This is a genomic window from Actinomadura geliboluensis, assembly GCF_043197915.1.
GTDB classification, from domain to species: domain Bacteria; phylum Actinomycetota; class Actinomycetes; order Streptosporangiales; family Streptosporangiaceae; genus Spirillospora; species Spirillospora geliboluensis.
The window spans coordinates 452,706-470,751 of sequence record NZ_JBICUA010000001.1 but is presented as its reverse complement, the minus strand read 5'-3'; the positions used below and the strand labels follow the sequence as shown (position 1 = coordinate 470,751).

Here is an 18,046-nt window from a genome sequence, read left to right as displayed (position 1 = left end):
CCGTGTCACTGGCTGTCGAGGGCCTTGCGCACCGATTCCTCGTCCCGCGCCACCACGGCCGCGTCGCCGGTCAGGACGATCGGCCGCTGGATCAGCACCGGGTTCGCCACCATGACCTCGATCCACCGGGCCCGGTCGTGCTCCATGTCCTTGAGCCCGAGCTCCTTGGCGACCGGCTCGTTCAGCCGCGCCACCTCCCACGGCTCGGCGCCGACCCGGGTGAGCACCGCGTCCAGCTCCTCCGCCGTGGGCGGCTCGTCCAGGTAGCGCCGCTCGGTGTACGCGACGCCCGCCTCGTCCAGCGCGGCCTTCGCGGCCCGGCTCTTCGAGCAGCGCGGGTTGTGCCAGATCTCCATCACTCCACCTCCGCGGGGGTTCCCCCGGTGATCCTCAGCAGTTCCTCGTACGACGTGGGGAAGACGGTGTGCGGGTGCCCGCCGGCCGCCCAGACCTGGTCGTACCTGTTCAGCCAGACGTCCACGAGCGTACGGAGCGGGGCCGGGTGGCCGAGCGGCGCCACGCCACCGATCGGCTGGCCGGTCGCCTCCCGGACGAACTCCGGCGTCGCCCGCTTCACCTTCGCCGCGCCCACGAGGGCCGCCACCTTCGCGGTGTCCACGCGGTGCGCGCCGCTGGTCAGCACCAGCAGCGGCGCCCCGTCGGCGTCGAACACCAGGCTGTTGGCGATCGCGCCGACCTCGCAGCCCAGCTGGTCCGCCGCGGCCTGCGCCGTCCGCGCGGAGTCGGACAGCTCGACGATGACCCCGGTCGCGCCCTGGTCGGACAGGGCCTTCGCGACGATTTCGGCATTCGGATGCATGGGAAGCACTTTAAGCTTCCTGCATGCGCGGGATACCGGTCGACGTGCGAAAGAGCGCGGTCCTGCTGATCGCGGCCGTTGCCCTGGCGGGCTGCGACGGGACGGAGCAGGCCGAACCCCGGGCCCAGGAGGGCTCCTCGTCCGCGAAGCCGCCGCCTGCGAAGGCGCCGGCGACGCCCACCCCGACGCCGTCCCCCGCGCAGCGCACGCTGAAGCCGGGTGCGAAGGGCGCCGACGTCGAAGACCTCCAGCGGCGCCTGAAGGAACTCCACTACGACCCGGGCAAGGTGGACGGCAGGTACGGGCCGTCCACGCAGATGGCCGTGTGGGCGTTCCAGGCGGTCAACCGGCTCAAGCAGAAGAGCACACTGGGCAAGTCCTTCTGGGCGGCGCTGGAGGCTCCCAAGGAGCCGCGCCCGATGGCCAAGAAGCGCGAGAAGGACCGCGTCGACGTCGACCTCAAGCGCCAGTACCTCGTCCTCTACAAGGCCGGGAAGCCGCGCCTGATCTCGCACATCTCCTCGGGGTCGGGGGAGTACTACTGCGCCAAGGACCGCGGCGCCACCGTCCCGCGCTGCCGCTACGCCACCACCGGCACCGGCGACTTCCGCACCGGGCGCCGCTTCACCGGCTGGGAGACCTCGCCCCTGGGGCGGCTCTACAACCCGATCTACTTCAACGGCGGCATCGCCTTCCACGGCGCGCTGGACGTGCCGAGGTACCCGGCCTCGCACGGCTGCGTCCGGATGCCGATGCACATCGCCGAGTACTTCCCCGGCCTCCTCGGGACGGACGTCCCCGTGCACGTCAGGCGCCCCCGCTAGCCCGCCGGCGCCCCGTCCTGCCCCCGCTGACCTGCGACGCGCGACACGCATTCGAACACGTTGACGAATCGGCGTCAGGGCTGTTTACTGGGGAATGCGTCGAACTTATGTTCGACGCTGGTGCGGGACTCGCGGCCCGCGCCAGGGCGACGTCCCCGCCGGTCGCGGTATTCCGGCGGGACGGACGGCCGGGCGGAGTGAGGGGAAGCTCTCCGCCCGGCCGGCCCGAGCCCGGAAGGAGGCACAGATGTCCGGAACGATGACCGCACGCGGCGTCCACTCCGCCGCCCAGTCCGTCCCGCCGCCGAGCCCACGCCACCGCCCGCTGCCCGCGCCGCGTCCGGCGCACACGGCCGCCGGCCAGCTGCACGCGGCCCGCATGGGCCTCGCCGAGGCCGCCGAGGCCACCTCGCCGGCCGTGCGCTACGTCTGCGCGCACCTGGCCGCGCTGCGCGCCGCCGCCGCGGTGCTCGCGTCCAAGGAGCCCCTGGAGACCCACCGCCGCGGGCGTCCCCGCAGCGTGTGGGTGCTGCTGCCCGAGGCCGAGCCCGCGCTGCGCGAGTGGGCCGCCTTCTTCGCCGCCGGCGCCGACAAGCGCGCCGCCGCCGAGGCGGGCCTGCCGCGCGCCGTCACCGCGCGCGAGGCCGAGGAGCTCGTGCACGACGCCGAGGTCTTCGTCACCCTCGTCGAGGACACCCTCGGCATCGACGGGCAGCCCACCCTGCCCGTCCCCGAGGCCAGCTAGCCATTCCGGCGGCCCGTCCCCACCCTCCCCATTCCGGGACCGGCCGCGCCGGGGGCCGGGGCGCCCGCCCCGCCGATCTCACCGCGCGGCGGGCGGCCCCGGCCCGCGGCGACTCCGGACGATCGCGCCGGCGGCGGCCGCAACCCCCCGAGCCGGTCCCGCCGGCGCGATCCCCGCCCGCCGCCCACCGGCCGCCGCGCGGCTGGGCGCGGCCAGCCGGTGGAGGCCGTGGTCCGTGGGCAGTGGCATGGGCCGTGGCCGTGCGCTGACGTGGCTTGTCGTCGGGAAGGCCGGGGCGCGCGGGGGCGGGAGCGGGGCGGGCTGATAGACAACGCTGCATGAGCGGAACCTTGCCGTTGGACGGGATGCGCGTCGTGGAGCTGTCGAGCTTCGTCGCGACGCCGCTCGGCGGGATGACCCTCGCGCAGCTCGGCGCGGACGTCGTCCGGGTCGACCAGGTCGGCGGCGGGCCCGACATCGACCGGTGGCCGCTCGCGCCGTCCGGGCGGAGCCTGTACTGGGCCGGGCTGAACAAGGGCAAGCGGTCCGTCACCGCCGACCTGCGGTCGGCGGAGGGGCGGGAGGTCGTCGCGGGGCTCGTCGCCGAGTGCGGGGTCGTCCTGACCAACGCGGCCCCGCGCCCGGGGCTCGGCTACGACGAGCTGAGGGCCGTCCGGCCGGACCTGATCCACATCCGGCTCCAGGGCACCCGGGACGGGGGCAACGCCGTCGACTACACGGTGAACGCCGCCCTGGGCTTCCCGGAGATCACCGGGCCGTCCGGCCAGGACGGCCCCGTCAACCACGTGCTGCCCGCCTGGGACATCGCGTGCGGCCTCTACATGGCCGTCGGCATCCTGGCGGCCGAGCGGCACCGGCTGCGCACGGGCGAGGGTCAGAGCCTCCAGGTGGCGCTGCAAGACGTCGCCCTGGCCACCGCAGGGAACCTCGGGTACCTCGCAGAGGCGCAATTGGGCGAGCCCAGGCGGCGTCTGGGCAACGACCTCTTCGGTGACTTCGGGCGCGACTTCGCAACGGCCGACGGCCGCGTCATGGTCGCGGTCCTCACCGCGCGCCACTGGCGCGACCTGGTGGAGGCGACCGGGCTCGGCGAGGTGAGCGCCGCCCTCGAGCGCGCCTTCGGCGCCGACTTCCGCCGCGCCGGCGACCGCTTCACCCATCGCGAGGCGCTCGGCGGCGTCCTCGCCCCGTGGTTCGCGGCGCGGACCTGCGCGCAGGTCGCGGACGGGCTGAAGGGCACGTCCGTCCTGTGGTCCCGGTACCGGGGCTTCGCCGAGGTGGCGGCGGGGCTGCGCGAGGAGCCCCTCATGGCGCCGCTCGACCAGCCGGGCATCGGCCCCCATCTCGCCCCGGGCTCCCCGCTGCGCCTCGGCGGCGCCTCGCTGCCGCCGGTACCGGCGCCAACGCTGGGCGAGCACACGGACGAGGTCCTGCGGGACGTCCTGTCACTTTCCCCGGACCGCATCGCCGCCCTGCGGGACGCGGGCGCGATCGGCTGACCCGAGCACGACGGTTACATTCATGAGGCCGGAGCTGGCCATGCTCGTGTATGGATAATTACACTCACCTCCATGATGGATGACCCCTCCGTCCGGATCATGGACGTCCTGGGCCGGCCGCTCTCGCCCGGCGAGGAGCCGCTGCGCTCGGCCCTGGAGGCCCTGGGCACGCCGGTGCAGTTCCCCGCCGAGCACACGATCTTCTGGGAGGGGCAGCCGTCGCACTCGGTGCTGCTGATCCAGAAGGGCAGCGTCAAGGTGACCCGGAAGGGCGCCGACGGCACGGAGATCATCCTGGCGATCCGCGGCGAGGGCGAGGTCATGGGGGAGGAGGGCGTCCTCATGGGCGAGCCCCGCGCCGCGACCGTGACGACGATCACCGACCTCGCCGGGCTGGACATCGCGGCCGACGCCCTGCTCGCCTTCGTCCGCGACCACGACCTGTGGCCGCTGATGTACCGGGCCGCCGTCCGCCGGCGCCGCCAGTCCGACCAGCGGGCGCTGCTCGCGCGGCTGGACGTGAAGAGCCGGCTGGCCCGCTGGCTGCTGGACCTCGCGAGCGAGGTCGGCGAGGAGGACGGGGACGGGTGGACGATCGCGGTCGCCCTCTCCCAGCAGGACCTCGCCGGGCGGATCGGCGCGTCCCGCGACGCCGTGGCGATCGAGCTGCGCAAACTCCGGGACGAGGGCCTGGTCAGCACGGGCCGGCGCAAGATCGTTCTACATGATCTCGAAGGTCTGCGTAATATTGCGCATAGGTAGCTGTAGACATCCATTTCTCTTCGTGTGTTAATACACATAAGAGAAGTCTGCAGAGGCTTCCCGGTTGCGTCCGGAGGGCACTTCATCATGACGCTGCAGGTGGTAGGCGCGGTGTGCATCCTGATAGCGCTGATCGGCGGGGACTTCGAGGTCGGCGGAGTGGAGATCCCGCGGCTCTCGCGGGGCCGGATCATCGCGCTCGTCACGGCGGGCGTCATCCTGGTGGGGCTCGGCCTGCTGGCCGACGCGGGACAGGTCCCCGACCTGCCCCAGGGGCCCGCGCCCGTGGCGCGGACCACGCCCGGGGGGTCGTGAGGATTTCGTACAGGAGGGACGCGCGCAACCATGACCGATCACCTTGGTCCGTTCCAATCCATGTGGGACGCATGGGACGAGGCCGACGATGAGATCGCGCGAAAGCCCTTGTCGCATTTCCGCCGGGCGGTCGACATCCAGTTCGACGAGCTGGAGGAGCATCTCGCGCGGGGGGACGAGCAGGCCGCGGCCCGCGAGGCGGCGGACGTGGTGAGCATCGCCCTCAACCTGATGCGCCGCCTCGGGCACCGGCCCGAGGAGATCGCCGAGATCGTCCGGTCCCGGGCCGAGCACCGGATGAAGGGGCAGGCACTCGCCATCCTCGACAAGTACGAGCGGGTCTATGGCATCTGACACGGCCCACCGGCCAACACGGCCGCGACCAACACGGCTGCGACCAACACGGCCGCGACCAACGCGACCCCGCGGCTGACCCGGCCCCGCCGGGCGCGGGCCGTACCGGGGAGCGGGACGGCCCGCCCTGTGTGCTTTGTCCGCATGTGAGATTGTTAGGGCGGCGAAGTACGGGAGGGGCGCGGTGGCGGTGCGGGACGGGCGCGGGCTTGTCCCGCTGCTGGCGTTCCTCGGGGTGATGGGCTACTCGCTGTCGATGGCCGTCGTGACGCCCGCGCTGCCGCAGATCCAGGAGGGCCTCGGCACGACGCCGGCCGGCGCCGCGTGGGCGCTCACCGCGATGACGCTGTCCGCCGCCGTCGCCACCCCGGTGGTGGGGCGGCTCGGCGACCTGTACGGGCCCCGGCGCGTGCTGCTCGCCGTGCTCGCGGTCGCGACCCTGGGCATGGTCGTCGCGGCGCTCGCCCCGTCGGTGCCGGTGATGCTGGCCGGGCGGGTGCTCGGCGGCATCGGCGGCGGCGTGTACCCGCTGGCGTACACGATCATCCGCGATGTCGTACCGGCGTCCCGGACGGCGTCCGCGGTCGGCCTCATGTCGTCCATGCTCGGTCTCGGCGGCGCGGTCTCCTGGTGCCTGGCGGGGCCGATCATCGACTTCCTCGGCTGGCGGTGGCTGCTCTGGGTGCCCGTCATCGGGCTGGTGCCCGGCATCGCCCTCGCCTGGTGGATCGTCCCGCGCTCGGCGCCCCGGGAGGCGGCACGGGTCGACTGGTGGGGCGCCGCCCTCTTCGCCGGCTGGCTGGTGGCCGCGCTCACCGCGCTGACCCAGGGCATGGACTGGGGCTGGACGTCGCCGGGCGTCCTCGGCCTGCTCGGGGTGTCGGCGGTGACGGCGCTCGTCTGGCTGCGGGTCGAGAGCCGCGTCGCCGAGCCGCTGGTCGACCTGCGGCTGATGCGCGTGCGCGGCGTCTGGACGGCGAACGCCGCGTCGCTGCTGTCCGGCTACGCGCTCATGGCGGGCGGCCTGCTGTTCCCGCTGCTCGTCCAGCTCCCGGAGAGCACCGGGTTCGGCTTCGGCGGGACGGCGACCGCGGCGGCGCTCCTGCAGTTGCCCGCCAGCATCGGCATGACCGCCGCCGGGATGGCGGCGGGCCTCCTCGACCGGCGGATCGGCTCGCGCATGGTGCTGCTCGGCGGCGCGCTGATGACCGGCGCGGGGTACGCGTTCGTGGCGTTCGAGCACGCCGCCATGTGGCAGCTCTACGTCGGCGGGGTCGCCCGGGGCGTCGGCCTGGGCTTCGCCTACGCCGCCGTCGCGAACCTCGTCGTCGCCGCCGTCCCGGCGGGGGAGACGGGCGTAGCGACCGGCATCAACACCCTCATCCGCACGGTCGGAGCGTCCCTCGGGACGCAGATCAGCGCGGTCGTCATCGTGGTGGTGCCCGGCGAGAGCGGCTACACGGCCGGGTTCGCGCTGAGCGCCGCCGCCATGGCCGCCGTGCTGCCGCTGGCCCTGCTGGTGCCGCGCCGCAGGCGCGGAACGGGGCCCGGCATGGCGCCGGGCCCCGTCGCGGTGGAGCAGGTGGTGCGGTGAATCAGAACGAGCGGTGAATCAGAACGACTCGACGGCGCGGCGCGCCTCCGGGTCGAGGACGCCCCAGCCGATCAGCTCCTCGGTCAGCTCGGTCGGGGACTTGTCGTAGATGACCGCGAGTGAACGCAGGTCTTCCTGGCGGATGGACAGGACCTTTCCGTTGTAGTCGCCCCGCTGGCTCTGGATCGTCGCGGCGTAGCGGGCGAGAGGACCGGCCTTGTCTTTCGGAAGCTGCTGCAACCGCTCTAGATCGATCACGAGCTTGGGTGTAGGCCCGAGCGGGCTCGGCGCGGCTCCGCCGGGCAGCAACTCGGATACCGGCACGCCGTAGAAATCGGCGAGCTCGGCCAGCTTCTGAACGGTGACGGCGCGGTCGCCCCGCTCGTACGAACCCACGACGACGGCCTTCCAGCGGCCGCGTGACTTCTCCTCCACACCGTGCAGGGACAGGCCCTGCTGGGTGCGGATGGCGCGCAGGCGCGCGCCGAGAGCCTTAGCGTATTCAGACGGCATTCTGCGGCCCCCCAGGCTCACTTTCGTCGTCGTTCGGACCCCGGTCGTGTCACCGGGGGGAGACAGGTTCATGAAGCCAGGGGGCCTCAGGAGTCTGTCTCCAGGGATGGTTACGGACAGTGACGGTAAAACGGGTACGGCCCCAGGTCAAGCTGATTGGAAAAAAGCGGTCGAATCCGCAGGACTCGATCCGGGCCGTCCGGATCGTCCAGCCGCGGTGGCGCCGCGTCGCGGCGGTGCCGCCGGGGCGTCGCGCCGCCGCTCCGATGTGACGCCTCTCACCTGCGAAGACGTGGGCCGGTCCGGGGTGCGGAGCGGTCCGGCCCGGCTGCTAACGTGGGGCCGACACAACGTCCTTTAAGGCCCGTCCCGTGAGGCGGGGAAGGAGGTTCCGCGGTGAACGCTGCCCCCGGGCAGGAACATCGCGTGGCGGACGGTGACCCCCGGCCCAAGGCCGTTCTGGAGGGTCCCGACATCCGGCGCGCGCTGACCCGCATCGCACACGAGATCCTCGAGCGGACCAAGGGCGGCCACGACGTCCTGCTGCTCGGCATCCAGACCCGCGGCGTGACGCTGGCCGAGCGGCTGGCCGGAGCGCTGCGCGAGGTCGAGGGCCGCCCGGTGCCCTGGGGCTCGCTCGACGTGACCATGTACCGGGACGACCTGCGGATGCGGCCCGCCCGCGCCCTCGGCCGCACCGAGCTGCCGCCCGGCGGCATCGACGACCAGGTGGTCGTGCTGGTCGACGACGTGCTGTTCTCCGGCCGGACGGTGCGCGCCGCGCTGGACTCGCTGAACGACCTCGGCCGGCCCCGCGCGGTCCAGCTGGCCGTGCTGGTCGACCGCGGGCACCGGCAGCTGCCGATCCGCGCCGACTACGTGGGCAAGAACCTGCCCACCTCCATGCGCGAGACCGTGAAGGTCCTGCTGGACGAGAACGACGGGCGCGACGCGGTCCTGCTGGGCCCGGCGGCGCCCGCCCCGACGGGGGGAGCCGAGTGAACCGCCATCTGATCTCCGCAGCCGACCTGTCCCGCGACGACGCGCTGCTCGTCCTGGACACCGCCGAGGAGCTGGCGCAGATCGCCGGCCGCGCCGTCAAGAAGCTGCCGACGCTGCGCGGCCGGACGGTCGTCAACCTGTTCTTCGAGGACTCCACCCGCACCCGGATCTCGTTCGAGGCGGCGGCGAAGCGGCTGTCCGCCGACGTGATCAACTTCTCCGCGAAGGGGTCGAGCGTGTCCAAGGGCGAGAGCCTGAAGGACACCGCCCTCACGCTGGAGGCGATGGGCGCCGACGGCGTCGTCATCCGGCACGGCGCGTCGGGCGCCCCGCACCGGCTCGCGGGCTGGGTCCAGGGCAGCGTCGTCAACGCCGGCGACGGCACCCACGAGCACCCCACCCAGGCGCTCCTGGACGCGTTCACGATGCGCAAGCGCCTCGGTGAGCTGGACGGCCGCCGCGTCACGATCGTGGGCGACGTCCTCCACAGCCGTGTGGCGCGGTCCAACGTCCTGCTGCTCAACACGCTCGGCGCCGACGTCACGGTGGTCGCGCCTCCGACGCTGCTGCCCGTCGCCATCGACACCTGGCCGTGCTCGGTGTCGTACGACCTCGACGGCGTCATCCCCAAGAGCGACGTCATCATGATGCTGCGCGTCCAGCAGGAGCGGATGAACGCCGCCTACTTCCCGACCGTGCGCGAGTACAGCCGCCGCTACGGGCTGGACGGCGACCGCATGGCGCAACTCCCCGAGCACGCCATCGTGATGCACCCCGGCCCGATGAACCGCGGCGTCGAGATCGCCGCCGAGGTCGCCGATTCGGTCCGGTCCACGATCGTCGAGCAGGTCGCCAACGGCGTCAGCGCCCGCATGGCCGTCCTCTATCTGCTGCTCGGCGGCTCCGAGCCCGCCATCGGCCAGGAGGTCGCGAAGTGACGACGTACATCATCAAGGGCGCCCGGATCCTCGGCGGCGACGCCGCCGACATCCTGGTGCGCGAGGGCGCCATCGCCGCGGTCGGCCGCGGCCTGGACGAGGCGGGCGCGCAGGTCGTCGACGCCGCCGGGCTCGTGGCCCTGCCCGGCCTGGTCGACCTGCACACCCACCTGCGCGAGCCCGGCCGCGAGGACGCCGAGACCGTCGAGTCCGGGACGAAGGCCGCCGCGATGGGCGGCTACACCGCCGTCCACGCGATGGCCAACACCGACCCCGTCGCCGACACCGCCGGCGTCGTCGAGCAGGTGTGGCGCCTCGGCCGCGAGGCCGGGTACTGCGACGTCCAGCCGGTCGGGGCGGTCACCCGCGGCATCGCCGGCGAGAAGCTCGCCGAGCTGGGCGCGATGGCCGACTCCGCCGCCCGCGTGCGGGTCTTCTCCGACGACGGGCACTGCGTGTCGGACGCGGTCATCATGCGCCGCGCGCTGGAGTACGTGAAGGCGTTCGACGGCGTCGTCGCCCAGCACGCGCAGGAGCCGCGCCTCACCGAGGGCGCGCAGATGAACGAGGGCGAGATGTCGGCCGCGCTCGGGCTGCGCGGCTGGCCCGCCGTCGCAGAGGAGGCGATCATCGCCCGGGACGTGCTGCTCGCCCAGCACGTCGGGTCGCGGCTGCACGTGTGCCACGTGTCCACGGCCGGCTCGGTGGAGATCATCCGCTGGGCGAAGAGCAAGGGCTGCCCGGTGACCGCCGAGGTCACCCCGCACCACCTGCTGCTGAACGACGCGAAGGCCGGGAGCTACGACCCGATCTTCAAGGTCAACCCGCCGCTGCGCACCGCCGACGACGTCGCCGCGCTGCGGCACGCCCTCGCCGACGGGACGATCGACTGCGTCGCCACCGACCACGCCCCCCACCCGGTCGAGGCCAAGGAGACCGAGTGGGCCGTGGCCGCGATGGGGATGATCGGGCTGGAGACCGCGCTGCCGGTCGTCCAGGAGGCGATGGTGGAGACCGGCCTGCTCGACTGGGCCGGGGTCGCCGACCGCATGTCCGCCCGTCCCGCCCGCATCGGCCGCCTTTCCGGACAGGGTCGTCCGCTGGAGGCAGGTTCGCCCGCCAACATCACGCTGTACGACCCGTCGCCGCGCCGCGCCGTGGACCCGTCGGCGATGACCTCCAAGAGCCGCAACACCCCGTTCGCGGGGCTGGAGCTGCCCGGCCGGGTCGTCGCGACGTTCCTGCGCGGCGAGCCGACCGTCCTGGAAGGGAAGCTCCATTGAACCCTGCACTGCTGGTTCTCGAAGATGGCCGGACGTTCCACGGGGTCGCGTACGGGGCCGAAGGGGAGACCTTCGGCGAGATGGTCTTCAACACCGGGATGACCGGCTACCAGGAGACCCTCACCGACCCCTCCTACGCCCGCCAGATCGTGGCCATGACGTCCCCCCACATCGGCAACACCGGCATCAACGCCGAGGACCCCGAGTCCCGCCGCATCCAGGTGGCCGGCTACGTGGTGCGCGAGCCCGCCCGCGTGGCGTCCAACTGGCGGGCCACCGGCTCGCTCGGTTCAGCGCTGCGCGAGCAGGGCGTGGTGGGCATCGCCATCCCCGGCACGCGCGCGCTGACGCGGCACCTGCGCGACAAGGGCGCGATGCGCGCCGGCATCTTCAGCGGGCCGGACGCCCTGGCGCCCGGTGAGGAGGCGCTCGTCCAGCGCGTGCTGCAGAGCCCCTCGATGGAGGGCGCCGACCTCGCGCGGGACGTCTCCACCACCGAGCCGTACGTCGTCGCCGCCCAGGGCGAGAAGCGCTACACCGTCGCGGCCGTCGACCTCGGCATCAAGTCGATGACGCCGTACCGGATGTCCGAGCGGGGCTGCGAGGTGCACGTCCTGCCCGCGACCAGCACCGCCGAGGACATCCTCGCCCTCGACCCCGACGGCGTCTTCTTCTCCAACGGCCCCGGCGACCCCGCCGCCGCCGACTACGCCGTGGCCGCGCTGAAGGGCGTCCTGGACGCCGGCAAGCCGTTCTTCGGCATCTGCTTCGGCAACCAGATCTTCGGCCGCGCGCTGGGCCTCGGCACCTACAAGCTGCGGTTCGGCCACCGGGGCATCAACCAGCCCGTCCAGGACCGGGCGACCGGCAAGGTCGACGTGTCGGCGCACAACCACGGGTTCGCCGTCGACGCCCCCGCCGACGGGCCGTTCGACACGCCCTACGGCCCCGGCGAGGTCAGCCACGTCAACCTCAACGACGGCTGCGTCGAGGGGCTGCGGCTCCTGGAGCGCCCGGCGTTCAGCGTCCAGTACCACCCGGAGGCCGCGGCCGGCCCGCACGACGCGTCCGGCCTCTTCGACCGTTTCTGCGAGCTCATGGAGGCGTCGAAGTAATGCCGCGCCGCGAAGACCTGAAGTCCGTCCTGGTCATCGGCTCCGGGCCGATCGTCATCGGCCAGGCGTGCGAGTTCGACTACTCCGGCACCCAGGCGTGCCGGGTGCTGAAGGCCGAGGGCCTGCGGGTCACGCTGGTCAACAGCAACCCGGCCACGATCATGACCGACCCCGAGTTCGCCGACGCGACCTACGTCGAGCCGATCACCCCCGAGGTCGTCGAGAAGATCATCGCCAAGGAGCGGCCGGACGCGCTGCTGCCCACCCTCGGCGGCCAGACGGCCCTGAACACCGCGATCGCGCTCTACGAGAGCGGCGTCCTGGAGAAGTACGGGGTCGAGCTGATCGGCGCCGACGTGGACGCCATCCAGGCCGGCGAGAACCGCGAGCGGTTCAAGGACGTCGTCGCCAAGGTGGCGCGCGAGCAGGGCCTGAACGCCGAGTCCGCCCGGTCGGTGATCTGCCACACGATGGACGACTGCCTCGCCGCGGCCGGCGAGCTCGGCTACCCCCTCGTCGTGCGGCCCTCGTTCACCATGGGCGGGCGGGGCTCCGGCTTCGCCCACGACGAGGCCGACCTGCGCCGCATCGCCGGCGCCGGGCTCGACGCGTCCCCGACCGGCGAGGTGCTCCTGGAGGAGTCGATCCTCGGCTGGAAGGAGTACGAGCTGGAGGTCATGCGCGACCGCGCCGACAACGTGGTCATCGTGTGCTCCATCGAGAACCTCGACCCGATGGGCGTGCACACCGGCGACTCGATCACCGTCGCGCCCGCGCTCACGCTCACCGACCGCGAGTACCAGAACATGCGGGACGTCGCGATCGCGGTGATCCGCGAGGTCGGCGTCGACACCGGCGGCTGCAACATCCAGTTCGCCGTGCACCCCGGCACCGGCCGGATGATCGTCATCGAGATGAACCCGCGGGTGTCGCGGTCGTCGGCCCTCGCGTCCAAGGCCACCGGCTTCCCCATCGCCAAGATCGCGGCGAAGCTGGCGATCGGGTACACCCTCGACGAGATCCCGAACGACATCACCCGGGAGACGCCCGCGTCGTTCGAGCCCACGCTCGACTACGTCGTGGTGAAGGTGCCCCGGTTCGCGTTCGAGAAGTTCCCCGGCGCCGACGGCACGCTCACCACGCACATGAAGTCCGTGGGCGAGGCCATGGCCATCGGCCGCTGCTTCACCGAGGCGCTGCAGAAGGCGCTGCGGTCGCTGGAGCAGAAGGGCTCGTCGTTCAGCTGGGCCGGCGACGCCGACGCCGCCGAGCTGCTCGAATCGGCCAAGCGCCCGCACGACGGGCGCCTCAGGGACGTCCAGCGCGCGCTCTGGGCCGGGGCGAGCATCACCGACGTGTACCAGGCGACCGGCATCGACCCCTGGTTCCTGGACCAGATCGCGGCCGTCAACGAGGTCGCCGAGGAGATCCGCACCGCCGACGACGCGCTCACCAGTGACAAGCTGCTGCGCGCCAAGCGGCACGGGTTCTCCGACGCGCAGATCGGCGAGCTGCGCGGCCTGTCGGAGGAGGTCGTCCGCGAGCTGCGGCACGCGCTCGGCATCCGCCCCGTCTACCTGACGGTCGACACGTGCGCCGCCGAGTTCGAGGCGCAGACCCCGTACCTGTACTCGGCCTACGACGAGGAGACCGAGGTCCCGCCGGGCACCAAGCCCAAGGTCCTCATCCTGGGCAGCGGGCCGAACCGCATCGGCCAGGGCGTCGAGTTCGACTACTCCTGCGTCCACGCGTCCTTCACGCTGGCCGAGGCCGGCTACGAGACCGTGATGGTCAACTGCAACCCCGAGACGGTCTCCACCGACTACGACACCTCCGACCGGCTGTACTTCGAGCCACTCACGCTGGAGGACGTCCTGGAGGTCGTCTACGCCGAGCAGCAGTCCGGTGAGGTCGCGGGCGTCATCGTCCAGCTCGGCGGCCAGACGCCCCTGGGCCTGGCCCAGAAGCTGAAGAACGCCGGAGTGCCGATCGTGGGCACCTCCCCGGAGAGCATCCACCTCGCCGAGGAGCGCGGCGCGTTCGGACGGGTCCTGCACAGGGCGGGGCTGCTCGCGCCCAAGCACGGCACCGCCACCTCCTACGAGGAGGCGCGCGAGATCGCCGCCGAGATCGGCTACCCGGTCCTCGTGCGCCCGTCCTACGTGCTCGGCGGGCGCGGCATGGAGATCGTGTACGACGACGCCACGCTGGAGTCGTACATGGCCCGCGCCACCGAGGCGAGCCCGGAGCACCCCGTCCTGGTCGACCGCTTCCTGGACGAGGCCATCGAGATCGACGTGGACGCCCTGTTCGACGGCGAGGAGCTCTACCTCGGCGGCGTGATGGAGCACATCGAGGAGGCCGGGATCCACTCGGGCGACTCGGCGTGCGCGCTGCCGCCCATCACGCTGGGGCACGAGGACATCCGCCGCATCCGGGAGTCGACGGAGGCGCTCGCGCGCGGCGTCGGCGTCCGCGGGCTCATGAACGTCCAGTACGCGCTCTCCGCGGGCGTCCTGTACGTGCTGGAGGCCAACCCCCGCGCGTCCCGGACCGTCCCGTTCGTCTCCAAGGCGACGGCCGTGCCGCTCGCCAAGGCGGCGGCGCGCGTCATGATGGGCGCCACCATCGCCGAGCTGCGCGCCGAGGGCATGCTGCCGGAGAGCGGCGACGGCGGGACCCTGCCGCTGGACGCGCCGATCGCGGTGAAGGAGGCCGTCCTGCCGTTCGACCGGTTCCGCAACGCCAGCGGGCAGGGCGTCGACACCGTGCTCGGCCCCGAGATGCGCTCGACCGGCGAGGTCATGGGCATCGACGAGGTGTTCGGCACCGCGTTCGCCAAGTCGCAGCAGGCCGCCTACGGATCGCTGCCGACCAAGGGCCGCGCGTTCGTGTCCGTGGCCAACCGCGACAAACGGCACATGGTGTTCCCGGTGAAGCGGCTCGCTGACCTGGGCTTTGAGATTCTTGCCACGGAGGGGACCGCGGAGGTCCTGCGCCGCAACGGCGTGCGTGCCAAGATCGTGCGCAAGCACAGCGACGGCCCCGGCCCGGCCGGCGCACGACGAGAAGAGGGAGACGGGTGTCCGACACGCCGGTGCAGACGTCGGCGACGGTGCTGACGGTCCGCCAGGTGCAGGACTACCACGCGATGACGCTGGTGGCCCCGGCCATCGCCGAGCGGTTCCGGCCCGGCCAGTTCGTGGCGCTCGCCGTCGGCGGCGAGCACACGTCCCGCCTGGTTCGCCGCTGCTTCGGCGTCCACGAGGTCAAGTCCGACTACGGCGGCACCGTCGAGCTGGTGTTCGCCGACACCGAGCCCGGCACCGGCTGGCTCGCCGGCCGCCGCTCCCGCGACCAGATCGACCTCGTCGGCCCGCTCGGCCGCCCGTTCCGGCTGCCCCGCGACCCCGTGACCTGCCTGCTGGTCGCCGGCGGGCCGGGCGGCGCGGCCGTGTTCGCGCTCGCCGACACCCTGCTGCGGCGCGGCTGCCAGGTGCACTTCGTGCTCGGCGGGCCGTCCGCCCGGCAGGTGTTCGGCTCCCGGATGGCGCAGCGGATCGGCGACAGCTCCACCGTCGCCACCGAGGACGGCTCGATGGGGGAGAAGGGCACCGTCCGCGACGTGCTGCCCCGCGTCATCGAGGAGACCGGCGCGGACGTCGTCTACGGCTGCGGCCCGACGAGCCTGCTGCGCTCGGTCACCCAGGTGGCCGGCGACTTCGGCCTCCCCTCCCAGGTGTCGGTCGAGGAGTTCCTGCAGCAGACGGGCGCGTGCGGCATCGGCGTGTGCATGACGTGCATGCTCCCCGTCCACGGCGACGACGGCGTGACCCGCATGGTCCGCGCCTGCGCCGACGGGCCCGTCCTGCGCGGCGACCGGGTCCGGTGGGGCGACCTCGGCACCATCCCGTTCGACGCGCTCGGCGCGCCGCGCGTCCTGAACGTCACCGAGGGAGGCTCGCAATGAGCGACAGGGTCAGGACCGCGCTCGGGCCCCTGGAGCTGCCCAACCCCGTCATGACGGCCGCCGGGTGCGGCGGGACGGGGCGGGAGCTCGCCCAGTTCTTCGACATCTCCCGCCTTGGCGCGTTCGTCACCACGTCCGTCATGCCGCAAGCGCGCGCGGGACGTCCCACGCCGCGTGTGACCGAGACGCCCAGCGGCCTCCTCACCGCCATGGGCCTCCCCGGCCCCGGCGTGGAGACGTTCCTCGAACGCGACCTCCCGTGGCTCATCGAGCAGGACGCCCGCACGATCGTCTCCGTGGCGGGCAACAGCGTCGAGGAGTACGGCGAGATGGCCCGCCGCCTGCGGGGCGTCCCCGGCGTCGCCGCGATCGAGGTCAACGTCGCCTGCCGCAACGCCGAGGACCGCGGGCGCGTGTTCGGCTGGCACCCGGCCGCCGCGGCGTCCGTCGTCCGGGCCGTCCGCGACCACGCCCGGCCCGGCGTCCCGGTCTTCGCCAAGCTCGCCCCGGACGTCACCGACATCGTCACGATCGCGCTCGCCTGCGCGGACGCGGGCGCCGACGGCCTCACCCTGATCAACACCATGGACGCCATGGCGATCGACACCGGGACGCTCCGGCCCGCCCTCACCGGCGTGTCGGGCGGCCTGTCCGGGCCCGCGGTCCGGCCCATCGCGGTCCGCTGCGTCTACCAGGTGCACGCCGCGCTGCCCAGCACCCCCATCATCGGCGTCGGCGGCATCGCCACCGGCCTGGACGCGCTGGAGTTCATCCTCGCCGGCGCCTCCGCCGTGGCCGTCGGCACCGCCGTGTTCCACGACCCCCTGGCCGGCCCCCGCGTCCTGCGCGAGCTGGAGGAGGCGCTCGCGGCCCGCCGCATCGGCCGCCTCGCCGACGCCGTCGGTCTCGCGCACAAGCCCGCCGGGTACGTGCCGCCCCAGGTGCGCCCGCAAGAGCCCGAGAAGGAGAAACTGTGACCGCCCCCATCGCCGTCGCGCTGGACGCGCCCGATCTGGAGACGGCCGCGCGCTGGGCCACCCTGGTCACGCCGCACGTCTCCACCGTCAAGGTGGGCCTGGAGCTCTACCTGCGGTACGGGCCGGACGTCATCGCCAGCGTCCGCGGCGCGAGCCGCGTGCAGGTCTTCCTCGACCTCAAGCTCCACGACATCCCCGCGACGGTCCGCGGCGCCGCCCGCGCCGTGGCGCGGCTCAAGCCGTCCTACCTGACCGTGCACGCCGCCGGCGGGCCCGCGATGATCCGGGCGGCGGTCGAGGCCGCCCCCAGCACGTCGATCGCCGCGGTGACGGTCCTGACGTCGCTGGGCGACGCCGACCTCGCCGCGCTGGGTCTGTCCGGGCCCGCGCCGGACGCCGTCCGCCGGCTCGCCGCGCTCGCGGTCGAGGCGGGCGCGCAGGCCCTGGTCTGCTCCCCGCAGGAGGCCGCGGCGGTCCGCGCCGAGGTCGGCCCCGGCATCACGCTGATCACTCCGGGTGTCCGCCCGGCCGGCGCCGCCACCCAGGACCAGGCCCGCGTGGCGACCCCGGAGGAGGCCCTGGCCGCGGGCGCCGACCTGCTGGTCATCGGCCGCCCCATCACCGGCGCCCCCGACCCCGGCGCCGCCGCGGCGGCCATCGCGGCCGCGCTGCGGCGCACCTCCGCCGACGTCCGCTGACGTCCGCCGATACGGCGCGCCGCGCGGATTGCGGTGACCGCGGACGCATGCGCGGAACTGCATTCCGCGAAAGTTTCGAGGCGTTCTCAGCCGGGTGGGATCGCGCATTGTGGTTTTAGTCGCATGCGAATGGCGGGGACGGAGTGTTCGCATTGCGAGTACGTGCCGAACGAGGAACTCGTTCACGCGGAGTGGCGATTCACCGGGCGGGAAGCCCCCGGCGGGTCGTCCGGTCGTTCCGCGTCCATGTGGGCGCCCTGGCGGCGGGCGGGGAGCTGAGTGGGGTGGCGCGGCCCTCCGAGCGGGAGACGATCTTGGCGGGGTCGGGTGTTGTCGAGGATGACAGTAACGGTGCCGCCGCGACGTGCGGAACGTCCCGGCGTGACGAGAGTCACTCGGTCGGGATCGGTTGTGGGAGACCTCACAGGGGGCGGCGGAGGGCGGTCGCGGACGCCCGCCGGGCGGGCCGGCGGAGCGCGGCGGAACGGCCCCGAGGGGGCTCGAACCGCTGCGACATAAGGGTACCGAGTGCCGCATTTGGGGTCAGATTGGGGGGATTTTCACGATCATGCGAAAGTCCCAGCAAGGCGCGGGGATGGGCCGCGGACCCCTCCAG

18 protein-coding genes are annotated in these 18,046 nt (G+C 73.1%); 15 read left to right on the top strand and 3 right to left on the bottom strand.

Annotation, left to right across the window (positions count from 1 at the left end):
• Positions 1–5 precede the first annotated feature (5 nt).
• The gene (locus ACGFI1_RS02220; RefSeq protein ID WP_138642344.1) at positions 6–356 is read right to left on the bottom strand and encodes an arsenate reductase family protein; all 351 of its coding nucleotides are present in this window, start codon (positions 354–356) and stop codon (positions 6–8) included.
• Positions 356–820, bottom strand: coding sequence for a YbaK/EbsC family protein (locus ACGFI1_RS02215; protein ID WP_386868909.1), 465 nt, complete (start codon positions 818–820; stop codon positions 356–358). Before ACGFI1_RS02215 ends, ACGFI1_RS02220 begins: the two co-directional genes overlap by 1 nt.
• Before the next feature lie 23 nt (positions 821–843).
• On the opposite strand from ACGFI1_RS02215, the gene ACGFI1_RS02210 reads away from it, so the two are divergent.
• The 7 genes from ACGFI1_RS02210 (at position 844) to ACGFI1_RS02180 (ending at position 6,934) form a co-directional block, all read left to right on the top strand.
• Entirely contained in the window at positions 844–1,644 is an 801-nt protein-coding gene (locus ACGFI1_RS02210) for a L,D-transpeptidase family protein (RefSeq protein ID WP_301178305.1), read from the top strand.
• A gap of 247 nt (positions 1,645–1,891) precedes the next feature.
• The gene (locus ACGFI1_RS02205; protein WP_364554917.1) at positions 1,892–2,389 is read left to right on the top strand and encodes an SAV_6107 family HEPN domain-containing protein; all 498 of its coding nucleotides are present in this window, start codon (positions 1,892–1,894) and stop codon (positions 2,387–2,389) included.
• Between the two features lie 338 nt (positions 2,390–2,727).
• Positions 2,728–3,909, top strand: a complete 1,182-nt coding sequence (locus ACGFI1_RS02200) for a CoA transferase (RefSeq protein ID WP_392782108.1) — start codon at positions 2,728–2,730, stop codon at positions 3,907–3,909.
• Positions 3,910–3,981: 72 nt separating this feature from the next.
• Positions 3,982–4,671, top strand: a complete 690-nt coding sequence (locus ACGFI1_RS02195; protein ID WP_138637550.1) for a Crp/Fnr family transcriptional regulator — start codon at positions 3,982–3,984, stop codon at positions 4,669–4,671.
• 87 nt (positions 4,672–4,758) lie between these two features.
• Positions 4,759–4,986, top strand: a complete 228-nt coding sequence (locus tag ACGFI1_RS02190) for a hypothetical protein (RefSeq protein WP_301177908.1) — start codon at positions 4,759–4,761, stop codon at positions 4,984–4,986.
• 60 nt (positions 4,987–5,046) lie between these two features.
• A complete protein-coding gene (locus ACGFI1_RS02185; RefSeq protein ID WP_138637548.1) occupies positions 5,047–5,340 on the top strand; it encodes a hypothetical protein in 294 nt (97 codons plus the stop codon).
• Between the two features lie 184 nt (positions 5,341–5,524).
• Entirely contained in the window at positions 5,525–6,934 is a 1,410-nt protein-coding gene (locus tag ACGFI1_RS02180) for an MFS transporter (protein ID WP_240807770.1), read from the top strand.
• Positions 6,935–6,952: 18 nt separating this feature from the next.
• On the opposite strand, the gene bldD is transcribed toward ACGFI1_RS02180, so the two are convergent.
• Entirely contained in the window at positions 6,953–7,447 is a 495-nt protein-coding gene (gene bldD, locus ACGFI1_RS02175; RefSeq protein ID WP_021597992.1) for a transcriptional regulator BldD, read from the bottom strand.
• Between the two features lie 426 nt (positions 7,448–7,873).
• On the opposite strand from bldD, the gene pyrR reads away from it, so the two are divergent.
• From pyrR to pyrF, 8 genes are read left to right on the top strand one after another with little or no spacing between them, the layout of a single operon-like run.
• On the top strand, positions 7,874–8,449 hold the full coding sequence (pyrR, locus tag ACGFI1_RS02170; protein WP_138637553.1) for a bifunctional pyr operon transcriptional regulator/uracil phosphoribosyltransferase PyrR: 576 nt from the start codon (positions 7,874–7,876) through the stop codon (positions 8,447–8,449).
• A complete protein-coding gene (locus ACGFI1_RS02165; RefSeq protein WP_138637546.1) occupies positions 8,446–9,387 on the top strand; it encodes an aspartate carbamoyltransferase catalytic subunit in 942 nt (313 codons plus the stop codon). The genes pyrR and ACGFI1_RS02165 overlap by 4 nt, the downstream gene beginning before the upstream one ends.
• On the top strand, positions 9,384–10,670 hold the full coding sequence (locus tag ACGFI1_RS02160) for a dihydroorotase (RefSeq protein ID WP_392782103.1): 1,287 nt from the start codon (positions 9,384–9,386) through the stop codon (positions 10,668–10,670). Before ACGFI1_RS02165 ends, ACGFI1_RS02160 begins: the two co-directional genes overlap by 4 nt.
• A complete protein-coding gene (gene carA / locus ACGFI1_RS02155) occupies positions 10,667–11,785 on the top strand; it encodes a glutamine-hydrolyzing carbamoyl-phosphate synthase small subunit (RefSeq protein ID WP_392782100.1) in 1,119 nt (372 codons plus the stop codon). The genes ACGFI1_RS02160 and carA overlap by 4 nt, the downstream gene beginning before the upstream one ends.
• On the top strand, positions 11,785–14,907 hold the full coding sequence (gene carB, locus ACGFI1_RS02150) for a carbamoyl-phosphate synthase large subunit (RefSeq protein WP_392782097.1): 3,123 nt from the start codon (positions 11,785–11,787) through the stop codon (positions 14,905–14,907). Before carA ends, carB begins: the two co-directional genes overlap by 1 nt.
• Positions 14,868–15,755 carry a dihydroorotate dehydrogenase electron transfer subunit gene (locus tag ACGFI1_RS02145; RefSeq protein ID WP_138637543.1) on the top strand — a complete coding sequence of 296 codons (888 nt, stop codon included), beginning with the start codon at positions 14,868–14,870 and terminating at the stop codon, positions 15,753–15,755. Before carB ends, ACGFI1_RS02145 begins: the two co-directional genes overlap by 40 nt.
• Positions 15,752–16,732, top strand: coding sequence for a dihydroorotate dehydrogenase (locus ACGFI1_RS02140; protein WP_138637542.1), 981 nt, complete (start codon positions 15,752–15,754; stop codon positions 16,730–16,732). The genes ACGFI1_RS02145 and ACGFI1_RS02140 overlap by 4 nt, the downstream gene beginning before the upstream one ends.
• Positions 16,729–17,430, top strand: a complete 702-nt coding sequence (gene pyrF / locus ACGFI1_RS02135; protein WP_138637541.1) for an orotidine-5'-phosphate decarboxylase — start codon at positions 16,729–16,731, stop codon at positions 17,428–17,430. Before ACGFI1_RS02140 ends, pyrF begins: the two co-directional genes overlap by 4 nt.
• Positions 17,431–18,046 lie beyond the last annotated feature (616 nt).